Genomic DNA, 25,206 nt, shown 5'->3' with positions numbered 1-25,206 from the left:
TTTATACATACCTACATAAAATCATATGGAGAAAGCTCATCATCCTCTATCATTTCGTTTTTTTCCAATTCTACATTATGATGTTCCTCTATCCGTACAGTTAATTGTTCTTTAAGTGAGGTATAACGCTTATTCGTATCAACTGTTTCTACGCCTCTGGTCAGAGCATTCTTCTCCCCACAAATAATTAGTGATTGCTTCCCTCTTGTTATGGAGGTATAAATCAAATTCTTCCTTAACATACGGTGATAAGAAGAAACGATTGGCAAGATGACAATTGGAAATTCACTACCTTGTGACTTATGAATGGATATACAATAGGCAAGCATTAGGTTAATATAGTCTTTTCTTTCATAAACAACTTCATTTTCTTCAAACTGGACGACTAATTGTTGGACATGATCGGTATTCTCGTCCTCTTCAAAAATTGCTACAACCTCGCCAATATCACCATTAAATACACCATCTTCAGGTTGGTTAACAAGCTGAATCACCTTGTCTCCTTTTCGAAAAACAGTATCATTTACTTTCACTTCGCGTTTTTTGTTGCTTTTTGGATTCACAAGTTGCTGCAACCCTTTATTAATCATTGTAATCCCGGCCTCTGTACGGTACATGGGTGCCAACACTTGAATATCTTTCATATCAATTCCTTTATCAATTGCTCGTTTATAAACCTTTGTAATAACATCAACTACTTGGTATTCTTTACAATCAATAAAACTAAAGTCTTTGTCGTTATGCAATAGATCTATTTGAAAGGAGTCATTTTTAATAGCATGGGCAAGCTGAATAATCTTTGAGCCTTCTTTTTGTCGATAAACCTCGTGTAAACTGATGGTTGGTATCAATTCACTGTCTAATAAGTCGGAAAGAACTTGTCCAGGCCCAACAGATGGTAGCTGATCCTCGTCGCCAACAATCAGAACTTGCATATCATTAGGGATTGCTTTGAATAAATGGTTAGCTAGCCAAATATCGACCATCGAAAATTCATCAATGATTAAAATTTTTCCTGATAATTGTTCCTGTTCGTCCTTTTCAAATCCATCACTTCCATTCCAGCCAAGCAATCGATGGATTGTTACAGCTGGAAGACCCGTTGATTCTTTCATTCTTTTGGCAGCTCGACCAGTTGGTGCTGTTAACACAAAAGGAAAGTCTGATTTATTATCATAATCAGAAGGATCGGTTGAAAGACTCTGAATGGATCCATATGCTTTAATAATACCTTTGATGACTGTGGTTTTACCTGTTCCAGGTCCACCTGTTAATATCATTAATTTTGAATGGAGCGCTCTTCTTATTGCTTCATATTGCTCTTTCCCATAGCTTAAAGTTTCTTCCTCCTCGATTTCACCGATAATCTTCATTAATTCCGCTTCAGTTGTATCAAATTCCACTTTATTCTCTAACAAACGTTTCACATGTGATGCAAATCCATCTTCAGCATAATAAAGAGAAGGAAGGTAGACATTTCCTTGGTATATTATAACGGACTTTTCGTTATTTAATTCTTCTAATCGATTCGTTATTTCTTTACCATCTAGTGGTACTTCTGGATTCCATAATAATTGTATAACCTGATCCACGCAGTCCCCAAGTGGTAAATAAACATGGCCGTCTTGAATACTTTTTTGCAGCACATAAATACAACCAGCACCAATTCTATTAGGATGATTCAATGATATGCCATTTTGTCTTGCTATCGAGTCAGCGGTTTGAAAACCGAATCCATCAATATCAAACACATAGCGATAGGGATCTTCTTCCAATACCTCCATAGCAGCTTCTTTATAGACCTGGTATATTTTTTGGGCCATCTTCAGCCCAATATTATACTTAGAAAGGTTAACAACAATATGTTCGAAACCTTGGTTTTCATGTAAGCTTTTCACTAGCGTTTCTGCTGTCTCTTTTTTAAGACCAGGTACATCTGCTAACACTTCTTTGTTATTGAAAATTTTCGATACAGCATTTTCTCCTAAATGATCAACAATCTTTTTTGCCGTTCTTTTACCAATACCATAAAACATGTCACTAGATAAATAAGCTACAAGCCCATCCTTTGAATCGGGAATAAAAGTTTGATAGGATTTCACATGATACTGGGTTCCATACTTAGGATGTTTCTCAAATTGACCATAAAAATAATACAAATTTCCATCCTGCAAATTTGAAAAATAACCCTTAGCAACAATTTCCTTTTCACGATAGTCTGTGTTTGTATCATGGATTTTTAATTTGACTATGGAAAAGTGCTCCACATCATTCGTAAAAATCGTATAAAGTAATTCTCCCTTGATATATTCTTTTTCCCCAGTACCTGTTTCCATTTTCATTACCCCACTGTCTTACGTGTCTTTTTCTTCCATCAATTGTTCTAGTTGACTTTTACCATTCGCTGCTAATACATGGTCTGGTTGGATTTCTAAGGCCTGATTGAAATGATGCAATGCACTTTCAGCTTGTTCATTATATATTGCGATGACCCCCAGATTATAATGTGCATCACTATGTTTTTCATCTTTAGACAAAACATCTTCAAATACTTTTTTGGCATCAGAAATCAGATTGCTTTGCGCAAGTGCTAATCCATATTGGAAATTCATCTCCACGTCGTCTTGTTTTAACTCAGTTGCTCTGAGAAAATATGGCAAAGCTAGTTTATGGTGCTCTTGATGTTGGAAAGTCATCCCCATCATGAAATAGACATCTGCCTCTTCTAAACCTAGCTCTATTGCCTGTTGAAAGTTTACTTGAGCTTTTTTATATTCAGCTTGTTCAAAATACAAGTTACCTAACCCGTAATAAGCTGTAGCTGATTTTTCATCAAGCTCAATTGCCTTATCAAAGAAACGTTGGGCACGTTCAGGGTCCTTCACATGTAACAACAAATTTCCAAAATTAATGTAACCCAGCGGATCATTGGGTTGTTCTTGAATCACTTCATTAAAAATTGCTGCCGCTTCCTCATATTTGTTCTCTTTCATAAGCTCAATTGCTTTTGTGTTTTTATCCATCTTGCAAATCTCCTTACTATATGCTTTTGCTATTTCAAAACCACTGCCGGTTCTTGAGATTGTTTTCGTAGTTTGTTTCACCTAATAGATATACTTTTAGATAGCCGCTACGGCAGAACGCTTCGCTTTCCGCGGGCACGGCCTCAGCTTCCTCAGAAGCAAAAACCGCTTCTTCCGGGATCTTCGGACTCGTGCTGTTCCCGCAGGAGTCTACGCATTCTGCCTCCGCTGTTGAAGTGTTTCTTATTTTGCGAGAATATACATCATGAAACTATGATTATTGATTGAATAATAATCACAAAATATATCAGCGTAGGAAATACATGGAGACTCCTGCGGGAAAGCAAAATGTATTTCCGTAGCGAGTTATATGCACCCAACAATAATTTTTAGTTACGACGCATAATATGCATAATACGTAAAAAGGATCTTATGTCATCAAATTGATGATTAAGTTGAAATCTAAGAGTTTGGAGGATTTGAAATTCTCCTTACCTGCCAAAAAAGGATCACGCGATTAACCATAAGCACAGTGTGCATTGGATTTTGAAGTAAATCCAAATGATCGGCGTGATCCTAACTTTTATCCTACATAATCAAGTGCCTGTTGATCCTTTATTACTTCATCTATTGTTCCTCCACCTAAACAAACATCGCCTTCATAAAATACAACGGCCTGTCCCGGAGTAATTGCTCGTTGTTTTTCATCAAAAACAACTCTTACATTTCCATTATCTAATACGTGAACTTTCACTCCACTGTCTTGTTGGCGATAGCGAAACTTAGCGGTACAAGTGAATGTATCTTGTATAACGTCTGGATTAATCCAATTCACATCAGTTGCAATTAATTCATCTGAATAAAGTTTTTCATTATGATATCCTTGCTCTACATAGAGGACATTATCTTTTAAATTTTTACCTACAACAAACCATGGATCGCCCGCTCCACCAATACCTAATCCTTGACGTTGTCCAATGGTATAGTACATTAATCCATCATGGCGCCCTTTGACAACTCCATCCATCGTTTGCATCTCACCAGGCTGAGCTGGTAAGTACTCACTTAAGAATTCTTTAAAATTACGTTCTCCAATAAAACATATCCCTGTGCTGTCTTTTTTCGTAGCTGTTACAAGTCCAGCCTCTTTTGCTAATTCACGAACTTTAGATTTTGGTAAATGTCCTAAAGGGAACATTACTTTTTGTAATACATCTTCAGTAAGCTGATTCAAGAAGTATGTTTGATCTTTATTATCATCTACCCCTCGAAGCATTTCAATATTACCATCGTTTTCACGAACCTGTGCATAATGCCCAGTTGCTAGATAATCAGCTCCTAGAGATAAAGCATGATCTAAAAAGGCTTTGAATTTAATTTCCTTATTACACATAACATCAGGATTTGGAGTTCTTCCCGCTTTATATTCATCCAAGAAATACGTAAACACTTTATCCCAGTACTGCTTTTCGAAATTAACTGCATAATATGGGATATCTAATTGATTACACACACGTACAACATCGTCGAAATCCTCCGTTGCGGTGCAAACACCAAATTCGTCGGTGTCATCCCAGTTTTTCATAAAGATTCCTACAACGTCATAACCTTGTTCTTTTAGCAATAATGCCGCAACCGAAGAATCAACTCCTCCGCTCATTCCTACTACAACTCTTGTATTTTTATTTTCATTCATTTATGTTCACCACCGTTTTACGCTGTCAATCGATTGATAATTTTTGCCACTCGATGTGCAGCTTCTGTTATATTTTCTTCTGTATTAAAAATACCGAAACTAAATCGAATTGAATTTGTCGTACATTCATTATTTTCACCATAAATGGCAGATAATACATGAGACGGCTCCACTGAACCTGCTGTACACGCACTACCACTAGATGCTGCAATACCAGCTAAATCAAAATTAGTTAGTAGAGTTTCCACATTTGTCCCAGGAAAGCTAATATTTACAATCGCCGGAACTGTATCCTCTTCCTTCCCATTTATCTCGAAATGGACTCCTTCTGATTCTAATATCCTTAGGAATAAATCTTTAAATTTCTGATATTCTACTCTTCTGTTTTCCTTATTTTCCATTGCCAATTCAACAGCTTTCTGAAAACCAACAGCACCCACTACATTTTCAGTACCTGGTCGCCGTTTTCGTTCTTGCTCTCCTCCAAATTGTAACGCACTTAATTTCACATTCTCGGAGGCATATAAAAAGCCAATTCCCTTTGGACCATTAATTTTATGTGCGGAAACAGTTAGTAAATCAATACCTAATTCTTTCACATCAATATCCAACAAACCAAATGCTTGAACTGCATCCGTATGGAAATAAGCTTGGTGTTCGTTAATTAATTCTGCCACTTCCTTGATTGGCTGAATAACGCCAGTCTCATTATTAACATACATGATCGAAACAAGTATGGTTTCCTCGGTAAGTGCTTGTTTAACATCCTCTACTTGAATCTTTCCATCTACACTCACAGGTAAGTAGGTTACATCAAAACCTTCCTTTTCCAAATACTCTGCAGTGTGTAGGGCTGCATGGTGCTCCTGTTGTGTTGTAATAATATGGTTTCCTAAATGCCTATTTGCTTTTGCAGTTCCAATTAGCGCTAAATTATCTGCTTCCGTTCCGCCACTAGTGAAGATAATTTCTTTTTCATTTGCACGGATACTACTAGCTAAAACACGTCTAGCTTCATCCAATAGCTGTCTAGCTTTTCTTCCAAAAGAATGAACACTTGACGGGTTACCAAAAACATCCTGATAAATAGGATTCATAGCATCGATGACACGCTTATCCATTGGTGTAGTTGCTGCATGATCCAAATAAATATGATCCATGATTCTTTCACTTCTTTCCATTAAATATAAAACATATATGCATCTTGTACGATTTCATCTTTATCATAATTAATTAAGTCTTCTAATGTTGTTGTATCCAACACATCTTTTACAGCATCTCGAATTCGCAGCCATAATTGCTGTTTTGCTGGTTCTTCATCCTCTATACCTTCTACCGGAGTAATTGGGCCTTCTAACACCCGAATAATATCTCCTGCACTAATTTCTTTCGGTTCCTTCGGTAACATATAACCACCGTAAGCACCTCGAACACTTCTAATAAGTCCTGCATTACGTAATGGAGTCGCTAATTGTTCAAGGTAATGCTCCGAGAGATTATTCTCCCTAGCAATTGCTTTTAATGGTGTTGGTCCATCACCGTATTTTTTTGCTAAGTCAATCATTATCGTTAAACCATAACGGCCTTTAGTTGAAATTTTCATTAATCATACTCCCCTAATTCCAGCACTTCTATTATCCATTAAATATAACATATCATAGGTGTTTTTTTAATAACTGATATTATAGCACGAAATAGAACTCTCTTGCATTTTAACGAATTCGGCCTTACGCTTAAATTAGCAAACTATTATATATAAAGGAAGAGATTGATGAAACAACAACCATTGGCCTACCGCATGAGACCATCTCATATATCAGAAATTATCGGACAAGAACATTTAGTAGGAGAAGGAAAAATCATCCATCGTATGGTACAGGCGGAACGTTTAGCCTCAATGATTCTCTTTGGACCACCTGGAACTGGAAAGACGTCGATGGCGGTTGCTATAGCGAAAAGCTTGAATCTACCTGTAAAGTTATTAAATGCTGTTGTAGATAAAAAGAAGGATATGGAAATTGTTGTGGAAGAAGCTAAAATGACCGGACAGGTTGTTCTTATCCTTGATGAAGTTCATCGCCTGGATAAAGCCAAACAGGATTTCCTACTACCGCACTTGGAAAGTAATTTAATTACCTTAATAGGTTGTACGACCAGCAACCCTTATCATGCCATTAACCCTGCGATTCGTAGCAGGTGTCATTTATTTGAATTACATTCGTTAAGTAGCCAACACGTAAAAATTGCATTACAAAGAGCCACGTCAGATGATGTGAATGGTCTTGGAAAAAGCAAAATTAAAATTACGGATGATGCCTTAGATCACTTTGCACAAAGCGCTAATGGGGATATGCGATCAGCATTAAATGGATTAGAGCTCGCAGTCTCTTCTACCCCTAAAAATGAAGATGATGAAATAATTATTTCCTTAGATACTGCTGAGGAATGCATGCAGAAAAAAAGCTTCTCCCATGATAAAGACGGGGATGCACACTATGATGTATTATCTGCATTTCAAAAATCGATTCGAGGTAGCGATGTTGATGCAGCCCTTCATTATTTAGCAAGATTAATTGAAGCAGGAGATTTAGATAGCATTGCTAGAAGAATGATTGTTATTGCGTACGAAGATATTGGCCTCGCAAATCCGCAAGCAGGGCCACGTGCTGTGGCTGCAGTTGAGGCTGCTGAAAGAATCGGCTTTCCAGAAGCACGTATACCATTGTCCGTAGCCATTGTTGAACTATGTCTATCGCCAAAATCAAATACAGCTTATAAAGCATTGGACGCTGCGCTATCAGATATACGTAATGGAAAAACAGGTGATATCCCGATTCATTTAAAAGATTCTCATTATCAAGGAGCAAAAACACTTGGACGTGGAGTTGATTATAAGTACCCGCATAATTATGAAAATGGCTGGGTTCGCCAACAATATTTACCGGACTCAATAAAAAACAAGCAATACTATTACCCTAAACAAACTGGAAAATTTGAACAAGCTATGAAACAAGTTTACGAAAAAATACAAACGGATAAAAAGAACCATAAATGATAGGTATAAATCCTTTTCCAAACGGTCAAACTAATGAAAAGTAAACACAAATTGATAGTTATAAAATCTATTGTTTTAATCAACGCTGTTAATTGGAAAAGGAGATGAAATAAATGGTTAAGGTTAGACAAGATGCTTGGTCACATGAAGATGATCTATTATTAGCAGAAACGGTCTTACGCCATATTCGTGAAGGAAGTACACAATTAAACGCATTTGAAGAGGTTGGAGATAAGCTTAACCGCACCTCTGCAGCGTGTGGATTTCGTTGGAATGCAGAAATAAGACAAAAATATGAAGACGCTATTGATCTTGCAAAAAGACAAAGAAAAGAGAAAAAACGAGCAATGGAACGATCAAAATCTAGAGTGAATCAAAAACCTGTAGTAACGCTACAACAACCGGCTTATAATGATGAAAGAACTACATTAACAGAAGTTTCCAATGAATCTTCCATGACATTGGATACTGTTATTCAATTTCTTAAGGAAATGAAAAAAGACTATTATGCTTCTAATCAATCAAAAGCAACGCTTGATCAAACCCAAAAAGAGAATGAAATGTTAAAACAAAAGATTACTAATTTAGAAAAACAGTTAGCAGAAACAGAGAACCAACTGAATACCATCCAAGAAGATTATCAAGTATTTGTACAAATTATGGATCGCGCTCGAAAAATGACAGTGTTAGACGATCATGGTTCAGCTATGAAGGCTCCAGCGTTTCGGATGGATAAAAACGGTAATCTAGAGCAGATGGCACAAGGTTCGAATTAACTTAATAAAAAAGGAAAAACCTCTCTGACTTGTTGAGAGGTTTTATTTTGATAAAAAAACTGGCCTTCGTCATTCTTCATACGAAAGCCAGTTATTCTATGTATTCGTCAATCCCAATAGTGCCGTCTATCCTAGTTTTGATCCCGCTCCTGGCAGGTGGGTGTCCTGTTTTATATATATTGTACTTCCTCAACTCCCATAAAAGAGGAGGCTTGCACGCAATATAAAAACGTTCGGGCTCCCAAATATATAAATGTTCGGTCAAAACATTTAACTAGACGTACACATCAGGATTGATTTCAATGTTTTATTGTAAAATTATATTAACATACAGACTTTCATTTTTCAAGAAGTCCAAATATGAAGTATTCATTACAATCATTACAACTATTGAACAATTTTAATTTCTATTCATATTTATTATTTATTCGGATAGCTAATTCATCTAATTGGGCATCACTCACTGCGTTTGGCGCATCCGTTAGCAAGTCGGAAGCTGATGCTGTTTTCGGAAATAATATCGTATCACGCAGATTAGAGCGTCCTGCTAGGATCATAACAATACGGTCTAATCCTAAGGCAATACCTCCATGTGGTGGAGCTCCAAATTCTAATGCATCTAATAAGAAACCAAACTGTTCCTCTGCTTCTTCCTTTGTAAATCCTAAGACCTCAAACATTTTATCCTGTTGTTCTTTTTTATAAATACGGAGGGATCCACCACCAAGTTCATATCCATTAAGGACAAGGTCATATGCAACAGCTCGAACGCTACCTGGATCAGAAGTTAATTTCTCAACATCTTCCTCGACAGGCATTGTAAATGGATGATGGGCAGCAGAGTATTGATCAAGTTCCTCATCATAATCAAACAGCGGCCAGTCAGTAACCCATAAGAAATTGAACGACGATTCATCTATTAATCCTAATTCCCTTCCAAGTTTCAATCGTAAAGCACCTAAGCTATCATAAACTACTGAGGTTTTATCTGCACCGAATAGTAGGAGGTCTCCATCCTTTGCATTTGCTTTATCTAATAATCCGGCTTTCTCCTCATCCGAAAGGAATTTCGCAATTGGACCTTTGACGCCTTCTCCTTCAACCTTTACCCACGCTAAACCTTTTGCACCATATACGTTCACAAATTCGGTTAACTTATCAATGTCTTTTCTAGAATAATTATTTGCTTGCCCTTCTACATTAAGTAAACAAACTGTTCCTCCAGACTCTAGGGCACCTTGGAATACTTTGAAGGTCGAGTTCGCTAATACGTCAGACACATGAATGAGTTCCATACCAAATCTTGTGTCAGGCTTGTCAGAGCCATAGCGTTCCATCGCCTCTTTATAAGGCATCCTTTGCAATGGTAATTCAATATCAATATTCTTGACTTCCTTCATTACCTTGCTCATCATATATTCCGTCATTTCCATAATTTCATCACTAGATAAGAAAGATGTTTCGATGTCGATTTGTGTAAATTCTGGCTGACGATCGGCCCGCAAATCTTCATCACGGAAGCAACGAGCAATCTGATAATACTTTTCAAAACCACTCATCATAATTAACTGTTTAAACAGTTGTGGTGATTGTGGCAATGCGTAAAACTCTCCAGAGTGAACTCGACTTGGAACTAAATAATCACGTGCCCCTTCTGGTGTACTTTTAGTTAAAATTGGCGTCTCCATTTCCAAAAAACCATCATTGTTTAGGAAATTACGCACAGACTGTGTAATTTGATGACGCATTTTAAACGTTTCCTGCAATGGCCCTCTTCGCAAATCCATATAACGATATTTTAATCGAAGATCTTCAGCCACATCCGTTTCATCTTGAATTAAAAAAGGAGGGTTCTTCGCTTTATTTAACACTTCAATTTTGGAAGCGATGACTTCAATTTCCCCGGTTTCCATAGCAGGGTTAACCGTTGCTTCATCACGTTTTACGACGTTTCCTTTTACTTGAATTACATATTCACTTCTTACTGTCTCTGCAATTTCTAAAGCTTCTTTTGAATGGTCTGGATTAAAAACAATTTGAACAATTCCAGATTTATCTCGTAAGTCAATAAAAATAAGTCCACCTAGATCGCGACGCTTTTGTACCCAGCCCTTTAACAATACCTCCGATTCTATATCTGTTTGTCGTATTGTTCCTGCTAATTTACGTTTACTCATAACGGTTTCCTCCTAGAAGCTTTTGTTTTAATAGGTCAGCTAGTTGATCAACAGACACTTCATGTTGTTTGCCAGTATCCATTTCTTTTACGTTAATAACCCGTTTTTGCAATTCGTCTTCTCCAAGAATTAATACATACTTGGATTGATAACGATCTGCAGCTTTAAATTGTGCTTTCATCTTACGCCCTTGGTAATCCATATCTACTTGAATTCCGTTCCTGCGTAAATCATGGACAAGCTTAACTGCTTCTTTCTTCGTTTCATCCCCTACTGCAACTAAAAACACATCTAGCTGCTCATCAAGAGTAAGTTCTTTACCTTCTGCCTCTAAGGCCATTAATAGACGCTCGATCCCCATGCCAAAACCAATCCCAGGTGTATCTGGTCCATCAAGCTCTTCCACAAGTCCATTGTATCTTCCACCACCAGCTAAGGTAGTAATCGCACCAAACCCTTCTGCCTCACTCATAATTTCAAAAGCTGTATGATTATAGTAATCTAATCCACGAACCAAATTAGCATCTACTTCATAATCAATCCCCATCATTGTTAAATAAGTTTTAACTTGTTCAAAGTACGTTCGTGACTCTTCATTTAGATAATCTAGTATCGATGGAGCTTCTTGTATAGAAGGATGATTACGATCCTTTTTGCAATCTAAAATTCGCATAGGATTTTGGGATAAGCGAGATTGACAATCTTCACAAAGTTCCTCCTTATGTGGTGTGAAGTGCTTTATTAATGCATCACGATAATTTGTGCGACTTTCTTTGTCCCCTAAAGAATTTATTACTAACTTTAATGAACGAAGTCCCAACTCATAATAACTTGTCATTGCTAAGTCAATTACTTCTGCGTCTACCGCCGGATCCGCGCTTCCCAACACCTCTACTCCAAATTGATTTAGTTGCCGCATTCTTCCCTGTTGTGGACGCTCATAACGGAACATTTTCGCAAAGTAATATAATTTTACCGGTTGATTTGCTTCCCCATATAGTTTATTTTGAACAAATGCTCGAGCAACCGATGCAGTACCCTCTGGACGAAGGGTTAAGCTTCTCCCACCTCGGTCCTCAAATGTATACATTTCTTTTTGAACGATATCGGTTGAATCTCCTACTCCTCGTTGGAAAACTTCCGTATGTTCAAAAAGAGGTGTACGTATTTCCTCATAATGATATCGATCACAAATCGTTTTTATCGTATCTTCAACATATTGCCATTTTTTTGCTTCTTTCGGTAATACATCAGCAGTACCTCTTGGAGCTTTGATATTCATTTTTAATACCCCCACATTTTAATAAAATATAAAAAAACTCCCATCCCCATATAAAAAAGGGACGAGAGTTACCCGCGTTGCCACCCTAGTTGATGCGAAAAGGCATCCACTTTGCACAGTTAACGCCTGCAAGACGTCCATACCTACTGTTGTTTCGATATGGAACCTCAGGAATGTCTTTCATTAGATCATCATGTAAAATGCTTTCAGCCAACGACATTTTTTCTCTTTCCAGATGACTTCTAATTACTTTTTCCTTCACTGGTAATATTCCGTATTATACTTCTTGAATGAATACTATCTTAATGTTTCCATGAATGATTGTCAAGTACGATTTATCTTTTTCTTTAATGATTTGACTTCACCTAAAGAGATTCCAAGTTCTTGTGCTATTTCCATATGATTCGATGATTCCTCTAATTCTATAAAACGGTGAAAATTAACTCCAAATACATCTTTATTATTACTAGAAGACCATTGTTTTTCATTTACACGCACGTTGATTCCTCCTTTGTAAGAATAGTTTTGCCTAAATGAAATTTTTTTATTAGAATATATAGAAGAAATAACTTGAATTGTAACGAATACATACAATGATTAGGAGGAGCATTATTGAGATATAAATACAGCATTAGATTAGCGACACTAACCTTACTACTCGTAATCATTTACCAGCCGGTAGTTGATGCAAATGAAGCCTTCATTAATGTAGATAACCTCAATGTCCGAAATGGACCCGGGACGGATTATGATACAATTGGCCAGGTCCACTCAGATTCAAGCTTTACCGTACTCCGAACAGAAGAAGAATGGGTACAAATTGAACTTCAAGAAGGAACTGGCTGGGTTAATAAAGCGTTTATTTCATTTATCGACGAAGAAACACGCAATAGCGATGTATCTACAGAAGATGGCGAGGAGGAATCAGATACGAATTCCATGACATCAGATAGAGATAAAGAAACAATGGACCCCTCTCTAAATCCAGTAGAGGAAAACCAAACGATTACAATCGGTTTTGATCGGACACATATCCGAAATGGACCTTCAACAGATTATGAAATTACACACTATGTTGATAAAGGAACAGAATTCAATATCGTAGCAGAGACAGATGAATGGTATGAATTAGAAAATGATTCTATACGTGGTTATATACTAAAGAAGTTAATTGAAGGACCCAAAGTTCCATCTACTAGTGAGTTTATGAATAAGACGATTGTCATTGATGCTGGACATGGTGGACGAGATGTTGGAGCAATTGGTGTAAATGATACATACGAAAAGAATTTGACGTATAAGACAGCTGTCGAGTTAGCTCAAGAACTTTCTATGTTAGGCGCTGAAGTAATTTTAACAAGACAAAAAGATGAATATATTTTCTTAAGCAGCCGATCTAGCATGTCAAATAACTCCAACACTGATGCTTTTATTAGTATTCATTACAATAGTGTACCGGAAATCCCAAATGCTACTGGAATCGGAACCTATTATTATCAAGATCAATATCAGGAACTGGCAGAATATGTCCAGAAAGGAATCATCAAAGAAACCAATGCCAGGGATCGTGATTCCACGTTTGGTAACTTTCAGGTGATTCGTCAAAATTATCAACCATCGATTTTATTGGAGCTTGGCTTTATGTCAAATTCAGAAGAAGAAAAATTACTTCTGACAAACGCATATCAAAAAAAGATCGTTTCTGGTATCGTTAATGGATTAGGAAAGTACTTTAGTAGTCAAGAATAAATTATTCTTGCTCAGATTCATTCTTTATGAGCTATGGAATCTTTTAAAATACCTATGAATAAAGCATGATTGCAACAGTCTCTCCTTCCCAGAGGAGCGGCTGTTACTTTTTTGACCGAATCAAAATTCACCTTAAAAAAAACTGCACCCCGACTAGGTGCAGTTCATTAAAATATACTATTTAACTTATTTGTTCAAGTTACTCTTATTTATCATTGCTATCGATGATTAAGGTAACCGGACCGTCATTGGTTAGCTGTACATCCATCATAGCTCCAAATTCACCGGTTTCAACATGTACTCCTTCATTTACAAGAAGTTGGTTAAACTGTTCATATAAGTTATATGCCACATCTGGCTTAGCCGCTTGAAGAAAATTAGGTCTTCTCCCTTTACGAGTATCGGCATACAGTGTAAATTGAGATATCGACAGAATACCCCCCTCTACATCCTTCAGCGAGAGATTCATCTTTTCATTTTCATCTTCAAACACTCTCAGATTAACTAGTTTTTTAGCAATATACGAAGCGTCTTCTAGGTTGTCGTCATGCGTGACACCAAGAAGTACAACAAAGCCATGATCTATTTTTCCAACTACCTGATCATCAACAGTTACACTTGCATTTTTTGCTCGTTGCACTACTGCTTTCATAAACGTAAATCCCCTTTTACCACCCTAATGTTATTGTACTGTTCTTGTTACGGAATAGATATCCTTTAGTTGTTTAATTCGTTCTACAATTTTACGCAAGTGGTCTGTGTTATGAATTAAAATCGTAATTTGAATAACAGCTATTTTGTTACGATCCGAACGACCATTTACATGTGTAATATTGGTTTTCATTTCGTTTACAGCCTGTAGAACTTCATTTAATAAACCTCTACGATCATACCCAGATATTTCCAGGTCAACGTGATATTGTTTTTGCGTCTGGTGGTTCTCCCATTCTACATGTAAATATCGCTGTTTAGCTTCCTCTGTTTGTATATTTGGACAGTCGTCACGATGAACGGAAACGCCACGTCCTTTTGTGATATAACCGACAATCGTATCTCCTGGTACCGGGTTGCAGCATTTGGATAGCCTTACAAGTAGATTATCGACTCCCTCAACTCTTACTCCAGAATCTTTTTTGTGGAGTTTTTTATCTTTTACATCATTTTTCACTTCTTCTAACGTTTGAGCAAGGTCCTGTTCCTTTTGTTTCGTTTGACGAATTTTTTCAGTAAGCCTTGTCGCTATCAATGCAGCTGTTATCCCTTGATAGCCGACAGCAGCATACATATCCTCCGCACTCATAAAATTAAACCGTTCATACACACGTTGTAAATTATCATCGGTCAGCGCTTCTTTTGGTTCGATTCCTAAGGCACGGATTTCTTTGTCAACTTGTTCTTTACCTTTACTGATGTTTTCTTCTCTGCGTTGCTTTTTGAAAAATTGTTTAATTTTATTTTTCGCTTGAGAAGTTTGTGTTATTTTCAGCCAATCCTGTGAGGGACCATACGAATGTTTTGATGTCATGACTTCAACTATGTCACCATTTTGAAGCTTGTAATCTAATGGAGCCATCTTTCCATTTACTTTTGCTCCAATTGTCTGATTTCCAATTTCCGTATGGATTCGGTAAGCAAAGTCCAATGGAATAGAACCAGACGGAAGTTCAATTACATCACCTTTTGGTGTAAATACATATACCATATCTGAAAACAAATCAATTTTGAGCGATTCAATAAACTCTTCCGCATCGTGTGTTTCCGTTTGCCATTCTAAAATCTCCCTGAACCAGGTTAATTTTTCCTCGAATGATTTCTTACCTTTTGCTATTTGTTTACCTTCTTTATATGCCCAGTGAGCCGCGATACCATATTCGGCTATCTCATGCATTTCTTTTGTACGAATTTGAACCTCAAGTGGGTCACCTTTGGGACCGATAACCGTTGTATGCAGGGATTGGTAAAGATTCGGCTTAGGCATGGCAATATAATCTTTAAACCTTCCAGGCATCGGTTTCCAACATGTATGAATAATTCCTAAAACAGCATAGCAATCTTTAATACTATCTACAATGACGCGAACGGCTAATAAATCATATATTTCATTAAATTGCTTGTTCTGAATGGACATCTTTCTATATATACTATATAAGTGCTTCGGTCTCCCTGACAATTCAGCTTTAATATTTACATCTTCTAATTGTTTCGTTACCTCATCAATTACTTCTTCTATATTGGTTTCCCGTTGGTTCCTCTTTTGTTTCATGAGCTGCACAATTCGATAATACTGTTGCGGATTTAAATAACGCAGTGCAGTATCTTCTAGTTCCCACTTAATCGTCGAAATACCTAGTCGATGCGCTAAAGGTGCAAATATTTCTAACGTTTCATTTGCTTTAATCCGTTGTTTTTCAGGTGGTAAATGCTTTAACGTACGCATATTATGCAATCGATCTGCAAGTTTAATCAAAATAACACGAATATCTTTTGCCATAGCAACAAACATTTTACGGTGATTTTCCGCTTGCTGTGCTTCTTTTGATTCATATTTTATTTTTCCTAATTTAGTAACTCCATCCACTAGCATAGCAACTTCACGGCTAAATTCTTCTTCTAATATTTCTAGTGTTATATCTGTATCCTCTACAACGTCATGCAAAAATCCACCTGCAATTGTTACAGGGTCCATGTTCAAATCAACCAAAATACCCGCAACTTGGACAGGGTGAATAATATAAGCTTCCCCCGATTTACGGTATTGGTTCTGATGAGCCTTGTTTGCAAACTCATATGCTCGTTTAACTAAATCGATATCCTCTTCGGAAAGGTATAAACGAGCCTTTTCTATTAAATTTTCTATCGTCATTACACCGTCTTTTGCCATATAATCACCTTATTCTGCCTGTTACTAGAAGATACTTTTCTAATAGTATCGAAAACTTTTTACAAAATGTAAAGAGATAAACTTAAAATACTTCGTTAACTCTATTAGAATAGGTCTGGTGAATTATCCTCAACCAGACCCATTTGGGATATTAGTATTTCATTAGTGTTAATACATCGTAACCATCAAGTTTTTCTAACCCATCTAGATACGATAGCTCAATTAAGAAAGCACAACCAACAACAATTCCACCCAATTCTTCTACAAGTTTTATTGTTGCTTCAATTGTACCACCTGTTGCAAGTAGATCGTCAGTGATCAAAACTCGTTGACCAGGCTTTATCGCATCTTTATGAATTGTTAATACATTCTCTCCATACTCTAAGCCATAGTCCACTTTAATTACTTCCCTAGGTAATTTCCCTTCTTTACGAACAGGAGCAAACCCTACTTCTAGTGCATAAGAAACAGGGCAACCGACAATAAATCCTCTCGCCTCAGGTCCTACAACGATATCAATGTCTTTTTCTTTTGCATATTGTACGATCTCATCCACAGCAGATTTAAATGCTTTCCCATTGTCCATTAAGGGAGTAATGTCCTTAAACTGAATTCCTTCTTTCGGCCAATCTTCAACAATTTTTATATAATTTTTATAATCCATGCGTTATTTCCTCCTTAAGACGATCACCATGTACAAACGATAAATTTATACGGAACCATTCCAATAATTCATGGTACGTTGAATAGTATAACGTCTTTTCAATATGTGCTTTTGTTATCCGTTCTTGATATAGCTCTGACTCTTGTAAATCTTTCTTTACTGGTGATGTGTTGAGCTGAATAACTCCATTTTCTATATTAACAAATTCTAACTCAAAAAACACTTTCGAGATAAATATAATCTGATCTTTTTTCCAGCCCTTTGCATCCATAATGATTTGTAACTCTTGTTTTAAATCAATTTTCTTCCGTTTCCAAACTAACGCATAGAACCATTTAAAGTCTTCACGACTAGGAATTGGCGAAAGATAAGCACTATTTTCTACATAATAACTAACATGAATATTCATTGGTTTAACCTGACTAAGAATGTCCTGCAGTTTTTGTAGGCTAGGTGGTAGATCCTCAATAAATAGTACATCGGCGGATTCTATTGTCTCTATCGGTGTGTCATACGTAATTTGTTGTATATTGCTTTCAAGCTTGTCTTCGTTTACCTGGTTACTCAAGATCACATGTTTCTCTGAACGATTGAGGAATATCGATATGTCAAATTGCCTTTTACCTCGATGGTCAAATAATTGCCAACCATCAATTTTCATATCTTGAACGATAATTTGAGGCTTTTTTATTCCATTCCACTCATTTATACCTAGTTCTCCAACGATAGAAATAGGATTTTGTGGAGAAATGAAATGGTATAAATGTCCCATACCAAAAGCAATTCCTTCAATCGAATTCTCCTGTTCTTTAAAATGGAGCTTTAAGTGCTTTTTCATATTCCCTAATTGACGAACATCAGTTGGAATATTCTCTAAGTGAAAAATTGGTTTTGGATTCGCCATTCCAAACGGAGCTAATTGATCTATTTCAGCTACTAGCTCCTCATTTATTTCAGGTATACTAATTGACTTACTAATATCGGTAACTTGCTTAAAATCATCATCTGATAATTGTTCCTCAATAAAATCATTCAACTCAACCTGTATTCGATCTAAATTATCCAAAGGCAAGGTCATCCCAGCGGCTTGTGAATGCCCTCCAAAGTGAGTAAATAAAGGCCTGATTTTCATACAATTTTGAAATAGATCAAATGCAGGAATACTTCTTGCAGATCCTTTAGCTGTCTGGTTTTCTTCGTTAATTGCTAAAACGATAGCAGGACGATCATATTTTTTAACTAATCTAGAGGCAACAATCCCTAGTACTCCTTCATTCCATCCAGCTTTAGCTACAACAATTACAGACCTATTGCTTTGTTCATCTACAATATTTTCAGCTTCCTTAACAATTGAAGCAACAATGCGCTGACGTTCCTGATTTAACTCATTCACCTCATCCGCAAGTTGATTTGCTTCCTCATTGTCATCTGTCATTAACAATTTCACCGCTAAATCTGCATCTTGTAATCTACCTACTGCATTTAAACGAGGACCAATGAGAAACCCTATATCTTGTTCAGAAACATTTCCCTCGATTTTACACTGTTTCATTAGCGCTTTTAAACCAAGCCTTGTAGTAGATGACAACTTCCGTAATCCATAATATGTAAGGATTCGGTTTTCGTTTACTAATGGCACTAAATCCGCTACCGTTCCTATTGCAACTAAATCTAATAAATGCTCTGGAAAATATCCTAATAAATGTTGCGAGAGTTTGAATGCTACCCCTACTCCTGCAAGTTCTTTAAAGCCATAATCTGGTGAACATTTTGGATGGATAATTGCATAGGCATCCGGCAGTTCTTCCTGTGGCTCATGGTGATCGGTAATGATAAGGTCTACTCCAAGTTGTTTGGCAATTTCCGCCTCATGCACCGAGGCGATACCAGTATCTACGGTAATAATTACCGTACACCCAGCCGAATGTGCCTCTTTGAAAGCAGCCTCATTCGGACCATAGCCTTCAGTGAAACGATTGGGAATATAATAATCACAAGTGGCTCCTAGCTCCTGTAATGCATGCAGTAACACTGTAGTCGAGCTAACTCCATCTGCGTCATAGTCGCCATACACTAGTATTTTTTCATTGTTTTTAATAGCGTCGTGAATTCGTAAACAAGCCTTCTCCATTGAATCGAAAGCTTGTGGATCATGTAAATTTTCTAGTTTTGGTGATAAGAATTCTTCTGCTTGTGTAGTATTGGTTATTCCTCTTTGTAAGAGTAATTCCTTCATCACGGGGGATAAATTGCTAGAATCATCCATCCATTTTTTTGTATCTGTTGTTATATTTGTGAAGTTCCACTTTGACTTACTTTGTAACATAAATTCACCCCTGACTAATCTATTATACCGAATAGAATCAGGGGGAGCAATGTGAAAAACTATTTTATCCGTTTAATTTTCTTCATCATTCATTGCAGCTGTTTCCTCAGCTACTTGCTCAGACTCTTCATCAAAACCTTTTTCTTCTAAAACTGCATGAAGTTTTTCATTTTCACGCTTTAGAGATTTTATAGCACGTTGCATACGGAACATTTTAACCATTCCTACAGTAGCTGTGATTATACCTCCCATTAGCACAGAAAACAAAATCACGAGTATTAAGGGAGATTCCCCTGTCCAAAATAAATAGTTCACTTCAACTGGTGCTACGTTAGATACTGCAAATATAGCAACAATAATGACAAAAATAATAGCTAAAATGACATAAGATTGCCCTCGCATGATAAAACTCCTTTATAATAAATAATTTGCTTGCGTATAATTTACCCTTCTTTGTGTCCACGTAATCATATATATTTCAAAAACTGTCGTTATCTTTTTAAATAGTAAGCGTTTTAAGATAAAAAATTAGCAAAGAAATAATTATACCAAAGCAATGTCTAATTTAACACACATTATCTTGAATCACTTATGGCAATATATTTCCCGCCACACTAATTCGCAGTTGATATATGATATCGTAAAAAATGTATTCAAATATGAAGTAATTGGTGTAATACGTAATCCGTCAATGGGAGAAAGCAGGGTTCATCTAACCAATTGGTTCCAAATAGTGGAATGAAGATTCTCATCAATGACGAGGTGGATCCTCATTCCTCTATTTGGACGAAATAACTCGTCTGGAACATCATTTTGGTTTCTCATTCCTTTATTTACCATTTTCCAGTATAATTTTCACTGATTTATGACTAATAGCGGAATGTGGATCATCAAACTCCTTATTTGGGCTGTGTTTTTGTCATTTAACGGAACCACGATCCTCATCAATGACGAGGTGGATCCTCATTCCTTTATATATAGGCTCAGGCAATCCGCGGAAAGTGAAGTATTCTGTCGTAGCAGTTTTATACCGCTAATAAGTGACGAATTAGCAATCATCAACATGAAGTTACGTCGCATTATATCCATACTTTGAAGTAAGATTTCTCTCAAAAAAGAAGAGGTTACCCTAAATCTAGGATAACCTCTTTCACTTAAACCTGTGGCCCTTCCACGCGTTTCTTTTTCCGAAAGTCTACTGGTTTTTGTTTAAGCATCTTTCCACGCCATACTAACCAAATTTGTGTTGCTAAGAATAATGAAGAGTACGTACCTGCTATTAAACCTACAGCAAGTGCGATTGCAAATCCTGTAATCGATTCTGCTCCTAAGAATAGGAATGCTAACACAGCTATCAATGTAGTAACCGTAGTATTAACTGTTCTTGTCATGGTTTGTACAATACTCTTGTTAACAATGCTAGAAAGTTCTTCAAATGACTTAACTACTTTTTTCTTTCGCTGAATGTTTTCTCTTATTCGATCAAAGGTAACAATTGTAGCATTGATCGAATAACCAATAATGGTAAGTACAGCAGCAACAATTGTGACATCAAATTCAATACGAGTAATACTGAATACAGCAAGTGTAATAAATACGTCATGTAACAATGCGATAATCGTTGTTATTGCAAAGAAAAATTCGAACCTAATGGATACGTAAAGAATCATTCCAATAGAAGCGATCCCTAATGCATATAATGCGTTTTTAACAAGCTCTTCCCCTACTAACGGAGAGACAACACTTACATTCGGCTCATTTCCATACTTATCGATAAAATAATTATTTAGTTCATTAATTTTTTCTTCTTTAATTACTTCATCGTAACGTAAAACAGCAATCTCACTATTTTCACCGGATATTACAATTGATTTAGGCGTTAGGTCTAACTCGGATAAGCTATCTTCAATTTCTTCTGTTGTCAAACTAGCGTCTGACATAACTTCTACTCTAGACCCACTTGTAAAATCAATACCTGGGTTTAACTTAAACATTATAAGAGAAACTGCACCTATAATGACAAGTAAAGAAGTAAACATAAAAAACTTCTTCCGATGTGGAATAATATCCAATTCTCGATTAAGGAATGTAGGAGTTACCTCGGTATCATCACTAATATCTTTAATTTCGGATTTTTTCACGCCAAACCAATTTGGACGTTGCTTCAAGAACTTCACTTTGATCCATAACTGTAGCAGTAATCTAGTTCCATAAACTGCGGTTAAGAAGCTAATGACAATACTTAGGATTAACATCGTAGCAAATCCTTTTACAGAGCTCGTACCAAATATAAATAGTACTGAAGCAGCTAATAACGTGGTTATATTAGCATCAACAATCGCCCGTAATGAGTTACTCGTTCCAGCCTTAAATGCAGCAATTAACGACTTTCCTTCTCGTAATTCTTCTTTTATCCGTTCAAACGTAATAACATTGGCATCAACAGCCATACCTACCCCTAAGATAAGTGCGGCAATACCAGGTAGAGTCAACACACCATTCATTAATTTAAACACTAAGAGTACGAGGAAAATATAAATGCTTAGATTTACGACCGAAATAGCCCCTGGAAAACGATAAACAATTGTCATAAATAAGAAAATAAATCCAATACCTATAAACGCTGCAAACACAGTCTCATCTAAAGCTTGTTCACCAAATTGCGCTCCGACAGATGTAGAGAACAATTCATTCATATGTACCGGTAATGAACCAGAGTTTATGATATCTGCCAAGTACTGAGCGGATTCCACCGTAAAGTTACCTGTAATCTGAACATTTGTCGTCATTAAAGGTTCTTCAACACCCGGTGCAGATACATACTTTGGATCTTCTTTTAATACTTCTTCAGCAAATGAATCTCCCTCTTGGAAATCCATCCAAATAACAAGTAGGTCTTCCCTATCAGAGTAAGGGACTGTCGGATTATATTTATTCGCCAATTCACTAGTTACCTCACCAAATTTAGATGCATCTTTTAACTGTAAAGTGACGATCGGACTATTATTATTGGGATCAAAATCTTGTTTTGCACTACCCTCTTTTACATCAGACCCATCCAGTAGTTCATTATCATTAACATCACGAAATGAAAGTCTTGCAGAAGTGGACAACATTTCTCTTGCTTCCGTTTGATCTTCTACACCAGCCAATTGAACTCGTATGCGATCTTCTCCCTCAATATCAATCGTTGCTTCACTAATCCCTAAGCGATTAACACGATCATTAAGGGTTTGAACTGTAGATTCTAATAATTCCCGGGATACGTCTTGTTCTTCATCTACAGGCTCAACTTCATACAATACTTCAAAGCCACCTTGTAAATCTAACCCTAAATTAATATCTTTAGCTACACCAGTTACCGTGCTTCCGATTGTAATGGCAAATGCTATTACAATGACAAAAAAGGCAACAATTCTGCCTCTATTCTTCATTCATCTGTTCCTCCCTTATTATCCATGACACACTGTACCAATAAAATATGTAGTTTACTCTACCTCTTTACCCTCGGTTAATGCGGCAATAGAGGCCATTAAATCCTCATCTTGATAAGCGTTAACTGTAATATAACTCATATAAATATTTGAGCTAAGGTGTAACACATCTTGGACAACTTCATATATCCGTTTATCAGGATTTCCTTTCCAAACTTTTTGAGTTAGGCAATTCCAAATTTCCTCATTTGTTGGATGTGAATAACCCATCATTTGAAATTCCATTGCTTTACTTTCTAACACTGGATCTAATATTGCCTTCCAATCCTCCACTGTTTTAACAAGTTCCAAGATACTCCCTCCAATATATATGTCCAATATATTTCGTTAACTTGTCATGCTTGGCCTACTTTCTTGCATATATATCATTGTATATGAAATTTTATTTTTTGAGAAGGCAGGTTGTCTATCTTGTCCAAACAAAGTTTTTTAAAAGGTACACTTATCCTAATTGCTGCAGGAATGATCACAAGATTTTTAGGGTTCATCAATCGTTTAGTCGTTGCCCGTTTAATGGGAGAGGAGGGTGTTGGCCTTTATATGATGGCCCTCCCTACCCTGTTCCTTGTAATGACTATAACACAATTGGGACTACCTGTTGCCATTTCGAAACGTGTAGCTGAAGCAGAAGCAAAAGGAAATCCAGCTAAGGTTAAGCAAATTCTTATTGTATCATTAATTATTACTGGGCTATCAAGCATCATTTTTACATCGATTATGATTTTTACAGCACCACTTATCGCAAATACATTATTAACTGATGAAAGAACATTATACCCACTTGTTGCAATAAGCCCAATTATTCCAATAGTAGCTATCTCATCTGTATTACGTGGATACTTCCAAGGAAAACAAAATATGAAACCACAAAGCTATGCCCAGGTAATAGAACAAATTGTACGCATAAGCTGTGTGGCCTTTTTCGTAAACATCTTACTTCCTTATGGTGTCGAATTTGCCGCTGCTGGTGCAATGTTTAGTGTTATTTTAGGCGAATTTGTATCCCTTTGTTACATGATATATCTATTTAAACGAAAAAAGACAGTCAGGATTCGCTACCGATTTTTCTCTTATCTAAAAACGAGTAAAAACACGTTAAAAGAGCTCTTTTCCATTGCTTTACCTAGTACAGGCAGTCGAATGATTGGTTCCATTTCAAATTTTTTAGAACCCATTCTTGTGGCACAGAGTCTTGCATTAGCTGGAATATCAACGACAGTCGCTACAAAGCAATACGGTGAGCTTACAGGTTATGTGCTTCCATTATTATTTTTACCTACTTTTATTACTAATTCTCTATCCATAGCATTGGTTCCTTCTATATCTGAAGCTGAAGCCAATTTAAATAAGAAATTAATCCACTACCGAATACACCAAGCAATACGAATCTCATTTGCTTCTGGTGCAATTGCAACCATTGTATTGACTCTCTTTGCTGATCCAATTCTGACGTTTATGTATGGTTCAGCTAATGCTAGTAAATATCTTGTGTTAATGGCACCACTATTCATTTTACTTTATATTCAGGCACCATTACAAGCAACACTGCAAGCATTAGATTTTGCGAGGCCAGCAATGTGGAATAGTTTAATTGGAGCAGCATGCAAGTTAACGCTTTTATTTTTATTGGCATCCAATAAAGGGTTTGGAATGATGGGTGTAGCTATAGCCATGTCTGTTGGAGTCATTTTAGTTACATTACTTCACCTTGGAACATTACAAAAGCTAATTCAATTCTACATTCCATTAAAAGACATTGCAAAAATGATAGTTCTACTAATCATGACATGGATAGTTGGAAACTTCCTAAAAAATATATATCTATCAATGAATTCTAGTATCATTATCTTCCTAATCGTACTCGTTATTTTATCATTGATTTATATACTATTTTTATTCGCTTTAAAATTCATCACAAAAGAAGAATTAAAGCAAATCCCAATACTACAAAAATGGGTATAACGTATTTTATATATTAATCATTTCACCTGTTACGTATAACGTATATAATGCGACGTAACTTTTGGTTTCACCTAATGGAAATATTGTTAGATAACCGCTACGGCAGAACGCTTCGCTTTCC

General features: G+C 36.5%; 19 protein-coding genes, 1 other RNA gene and 1 other annotated feature. Of the genes, 4 read left to right on the top strand and 16 right to left on the bottom strand.

The features are described 5' to 3' along the window. Window positions 1-11: 11 nt before the first annotated feature. From recD2 to cymR, 5 genes are all read right to left on the bottom strand, one after another. Entirely contained in the window at window positions 12-2,342 is a 2,331-nt protein-coding gene (gene recD2, locus BMX40_RS18410) for an SF1B family DNA helicase RecD2 (RefSeq protein ID WP_090872717.1), read from the bottom strand. Between the two features lie 12 nt (window positions 2,343-2,354). Next, complete coding sequence (locus BMX40_RS18405) at window positions 2,355-3,023, bottom strand: tetratricopeptide repeat protein (protein ID WP_090872715.1); 669 nt, start codon at window positions 3,021-3,023, stop codon at window positions 2,355-2,357. Window positions 3,024-3,606: 583 nt separating this feature from the next. Continuing rightward, entirely contained in the window at window positions 3,607-4,719 is a 1,113-nt protein-coding gene (mnmA, locus tag BMX40_RS18400; protein ID WP_090872713.1) for a tRNA 2-thiouridine(34) synthase MnmA, read from the bottom strand. A gap of 17 nt (window positions 4,720-4,736) precedes the next feature. Further along, the gene (locus BMX40_RS18395; RefSeq protein WP_090872711.1) at window positions 4,737-5,879 is read right to left on the bottom strand and encodes a cysteine desulfurase family protein; all 1,143 of its coding nucleotides are present in this window, start codon (window positions 5,877-5,879) and stop codon (window positions 4,737-4,739) included. A gap of 20 nt (window positions 5,880-5,899) precedes the next feature. After that, window positions 5,900-6,322 carry a cysteine metabolism transcriptional regulator CymR gene (cymR, locus tag BMX40_RS18390; RefSeq protein ID WP_090872709.1) on the bottom strand — a complete coding sequence of 141 codons (423 nt, stop codon included), beginning with the start codon at window positions 6,320-6,322 and terminating at the stop codon, window positions 5,900-5,902. Between the two features lie 168 nt (window positions 6,323-6,490). Here cymR and BMX40_RS18385 point away from each other — a divergent pair, with 168 nt between their 5' ends. Next, window positions 6,491-7,774, top strand: coding sequence for a replication-associated recombination protein A (locus tag BMX40_RS18385; protein ID WP_090872707.1), 1,284 nt, complete (start codon window positions 6,491-6,493; stop codon window positions 7,772-7,774). A 113-nt stretch (window positions 7,775-7,887) separates the two neighbouring features. Continuing rightward, window positions 7,888-8,550: an RsfA family transcriptional regulator gene (locus BMX40_RS18380; RefSeq protein WP_090872705.1), complete on the top strand. Its 663-nt coding sequence runs from the start codon at window positions 7,888-7,890 to the stop codon at window positions 8,548-8,550. A 106-nt stretch (window positions 8,551-8,656) separates the two neighbouring features. On the opposite strand, the gene ssrS is transcribed toward BMX40_RS18380, so the two are convergent. The 4 genes from ssrS to BMX40_RS20455 all read right to left on the bottom strand — a co-directional run bounded on the left by ssrS (window position 8,657) and on the right by BMX40_RS20455 (window position 12,507). Further along, window positions 8,657-8,847: non-coding RNA, 6S RNA (gene ssrS, locus BMX40_RS18375), on the bottom strand. A gap of 110 nt (window positions 8,848-8,957) precedes the next feature. Next, entirely contained in the window at window positions 8,958-10,727 is a 1,770-nt protein-coding gene (aspS, locus tag BMX40_RS18370; protein WP_090872703.1) for an aspartate--tRNA ligase, read from the bottom strand. Then, complete coding sequence (hisS, locus tag BMX40_RS18365; RefSeq protein WP_090872701.1) at window positions 10,720-12,009, bottom strand: histidine--tRNA ligase; 1,290 nt, start codon at window positions 12,007-12,009, stop codon at window positions 10,720-10,722. The genes aspS and hisS overlap by 8 nt, the downstream gene beginning before the upstream one ends. A 54-nt stretch (window positions 12,010-12,063) precedes the next feature. Then, window positions 12,064-12,280 (bottom strand) — a binding site (T-box leader). 53 nt (window positions 12,281-12,333) lie between these two features. Then, the gene (locus tag BMX40_RS20455; RefSeq protein ID WP_170840852.1) at window positions 12,334-12,507 is read right to left on the bottom strand and encodes a hypothetical protein; all 174 of its coding nucleotides are present in this window, start codon (window positions 12,505-12,507) and stop codon (window positions 12,334-12,336) included. 114 nt (window positions 12,508-12,621) lie between these two features. Between BMX40_RS20455 and BMX40_RS18360 the strand changes: the two genes are divergently transcribed. Then, window positions 12,622-13,758 carry an N-acetylmuramoyl-L-alanine amidase family protein gene (locus tag BMX40_RS18360; RefSeq protein WP_090872699.1) on the top strand — a complete coding sequence of 379 codons (1,137 nt, stop codon included), beginning with the start codon at window positions 12,622-12,624 and terminating at the stop codon, window positions 13,756-13,758. A gap of 205 nt (window positions 13,759-13,963) precedes the next feature. On the opposite strand, the gene dtd is transcribed toward BMX40_RS18360, so the two are convergent. The 7 genes from dtd to BMX40_RS18325 all read right to left on the bottom strand — a co-directional run bounded on the left by dtd (window position 13,964) and on the right by BMX40_RS18325 (window position 23,414). Next, the gene (gene dtd / locus BMX40_RS18355) at window positions 13,964-14,410 is read right to left on the bottom strand and encodes a D-aminoacyl-tRNA deacylase (protein ID WP_090872697.1); all 447 of its coding nucleotides are present in this window, start codon (window positions 14,408-14,410) and stop codon (window positions 13,964-13,966) included. Window positions 14,411-14,440: 30 nt separating this feature from the next. Continuing rightward, on the bottom strand, window positions 14,441-16,639 hold the full coding sequence (locus BMX40_RS18350; protein ID WP_090872695.1) for a RelA/SpoT family protein: 2,199 nt from the start codon (window positions 16,637-16,639) through the stop codon (window positions 14,441-14,443). A 151-nt stretch (window positions 16,640-16,790) separates the two neighbouring features. Next, a complete protein-coding gene (locus BMX40_RS18345; protein ID WP_090872693.1) occupies window positions 16,791-17,303 on the bottom strand; it encodes an adenine phosphoribosyltransferase in 513 nt (170 codons plus the stop codon). Continuing rightward, window positions 17,293-19,629, bottom strand: a complete 2,337-nt coding sequence (recJ, locus tag BMX40_RS18340; protein ID WP_090872691.1) for a single-stranded-DNA-specific exonuclease RecJ — start codon at window positions 19,627-19,629, stop codon at window positions 17,293-17,295. Before recJ ends, BMX40_RS18345 begins: the two co-directional genes overlap by 11 nt. A 72-nt stretch (window positions 19,630-19,701) precedes the next feature. Continuing rightward, a complete protein-coding gene (locus BMX40_RS18335) occupies window positions 19,702-20,031 on the bottom strand; it encodes a LapA family protein (protein ID WP_090872689.1) in 330 nt (109 codons plus the stop codon). 752 nt (window positions 20,032-20,783) lie between these two features. Further along, complete coding sequence (gene secDF, locus BMX40_RS18330; RefSeq protein ID WP_090872686.1) at window positions 20,784-23,063, bottom strand: protein translocase subunit SecDF; 2,280 nt, start codon at window positions 23,061-23,063, stop codon at window positions 20,784-20,786. Between the two features lie 54 nt (window positions 23,064-23,117). Further along, the gene (locus tag BMX40_RS18325) at window positions 23,118-23,414 is read right to left on the bottom strand and encodes a post-transcriptional regulator (protein ID WP_090872684.1); all 297 of its coding nucleotides are present in this window, start codon (window positions 23,412-23,414) and stop codon (window positions 23,118-23,120) included. Between the two features lie 120 nt (window positions 23,415-23,534). Between BMX40_RS18325 and spoVB the strand changes: the two genes are divergently transcribed. Further along, window positions 23,535-25,085, top strand: coding sequence for a stage V sporulation protein B (gene spoVB / locus BMX40_RS18320; RefSeq protein WP_090872682.1), 1,551 nt, complete (start codon window positions 23,535-23,537; stop codon window positions 25,083-25,085). Window positions 25,086-25,206: the final 121 nt, after the last annotated feature.

It is taken from the genome of Oceanobacillus limi (assembly GCF_900111445.1).
Classification (GTDB): domain Bacteria; phylum Bacillota; class Bacilli; order Bacillales; family Amphibacillaceae; genus Ornithinibacillus; species Ornithinibacillus limi.
The sequence above is the reverse complement of the archived record's forward strand: the minus strand, read 5'-3'. Positions and strand labels throughout refer to the sequence as shown.

Coding starts and splice junctions, on each gene's coding strand:
- BMX40_RS18395 (WP_090872711.1), bottom strand. CDS start 5,879: ATGGATCATATTTATTTGGATCATGCAGCAACTACACCAATGGATAAG.
- BMX40_RS18345 (WP_090872693.1), bottom strand. CDS start 17,303: ATGGATTATAAAAATTATATAAAAATTGTTGAAGATTGGCCGAAAGAA.
- recD2 (WP_090872717.1), bottom strand. CDS start 2,342: ATGAAAATGGAAACAGGTACTGGGGAAAAAGAATATATCAAGGGAGAA.
- hisS (WP_090872701.1), bottom strand. CDS start 12,009: ATGAATATCAAAGCTCCAAGAGGTACTGCTGATGTATTACCGAAAGAA.
- BMX40_RS18380 (WP_090872705.1), top strand. CDS start 7,888: ATGGTTAAGGTTAGACAAGATGCTTGGTCACATGAAGATGATCTATTA.
- BMX40_RS18350 (WP_090872695.1), bottom strand. CDS start 16,639: ATGGCAAAAGACGGTGTAATGACGATAGAAAATTTAATAGAAAAGGCT.
- BMX40_RS18385 (WP_090872707.1), top strand. CDS start 6,491: ATGAAACAACAACCATTGGCCTACCGCATGAGACCATCTCATATATCA.
- secDF (WP_090872686.1), bottom strand. CDS start 23,063: ATGAAGAATAGAGGCAGAATTGTTGCCTTTTTTGTCATTGTAATAGCA.
- BMX40_RS18405 (WP_090872715.1), bottom strand. CDS start 3,023: ATGGATAAAAACACAAAAGCAATTGAGCTTATGAAAGAGAACAAATAT.
- recJ (WP_090872691.1), bottom strand. CDS start 19,629: ATGTTACAAAGTAAGTCAAAGTGGAACTTCACAAATATAACAACAGAT.
- dtd (WP_090872697.1), bottom strand. CDS start 14,410: ATGAAAGCAGTAGTGCAACGAGCAAAAAATGCAAGTGTAACTGTTGAT.
- cymR (WP_090872709.1), bottom strand. CDS start 6,322: ATGAAAATTTCAACTAAAGGCCGTTATGGTTTAACGATAATGATTGAC.
- BMX40_RS18335 (WP_090872689.1), bottom strand. CDS start 20,031: ATGCGAGGGCAATCTTATGTCATTTTAGCTATTATTTTTGTCATTATT.
- mnmA (WP_090872713.1), bottom strand. CDS start 4,719: ATGAATGAAAATAAAAATACAAGAGTTGTAGTAGGAATGAGCGGAGGA.
- aspS (WP_090872703.1), bottom strand. CDS start 10,727: ATGAGTAAACGTAAATTAGCAGGAACAATACGACAAACAGATATAGAA.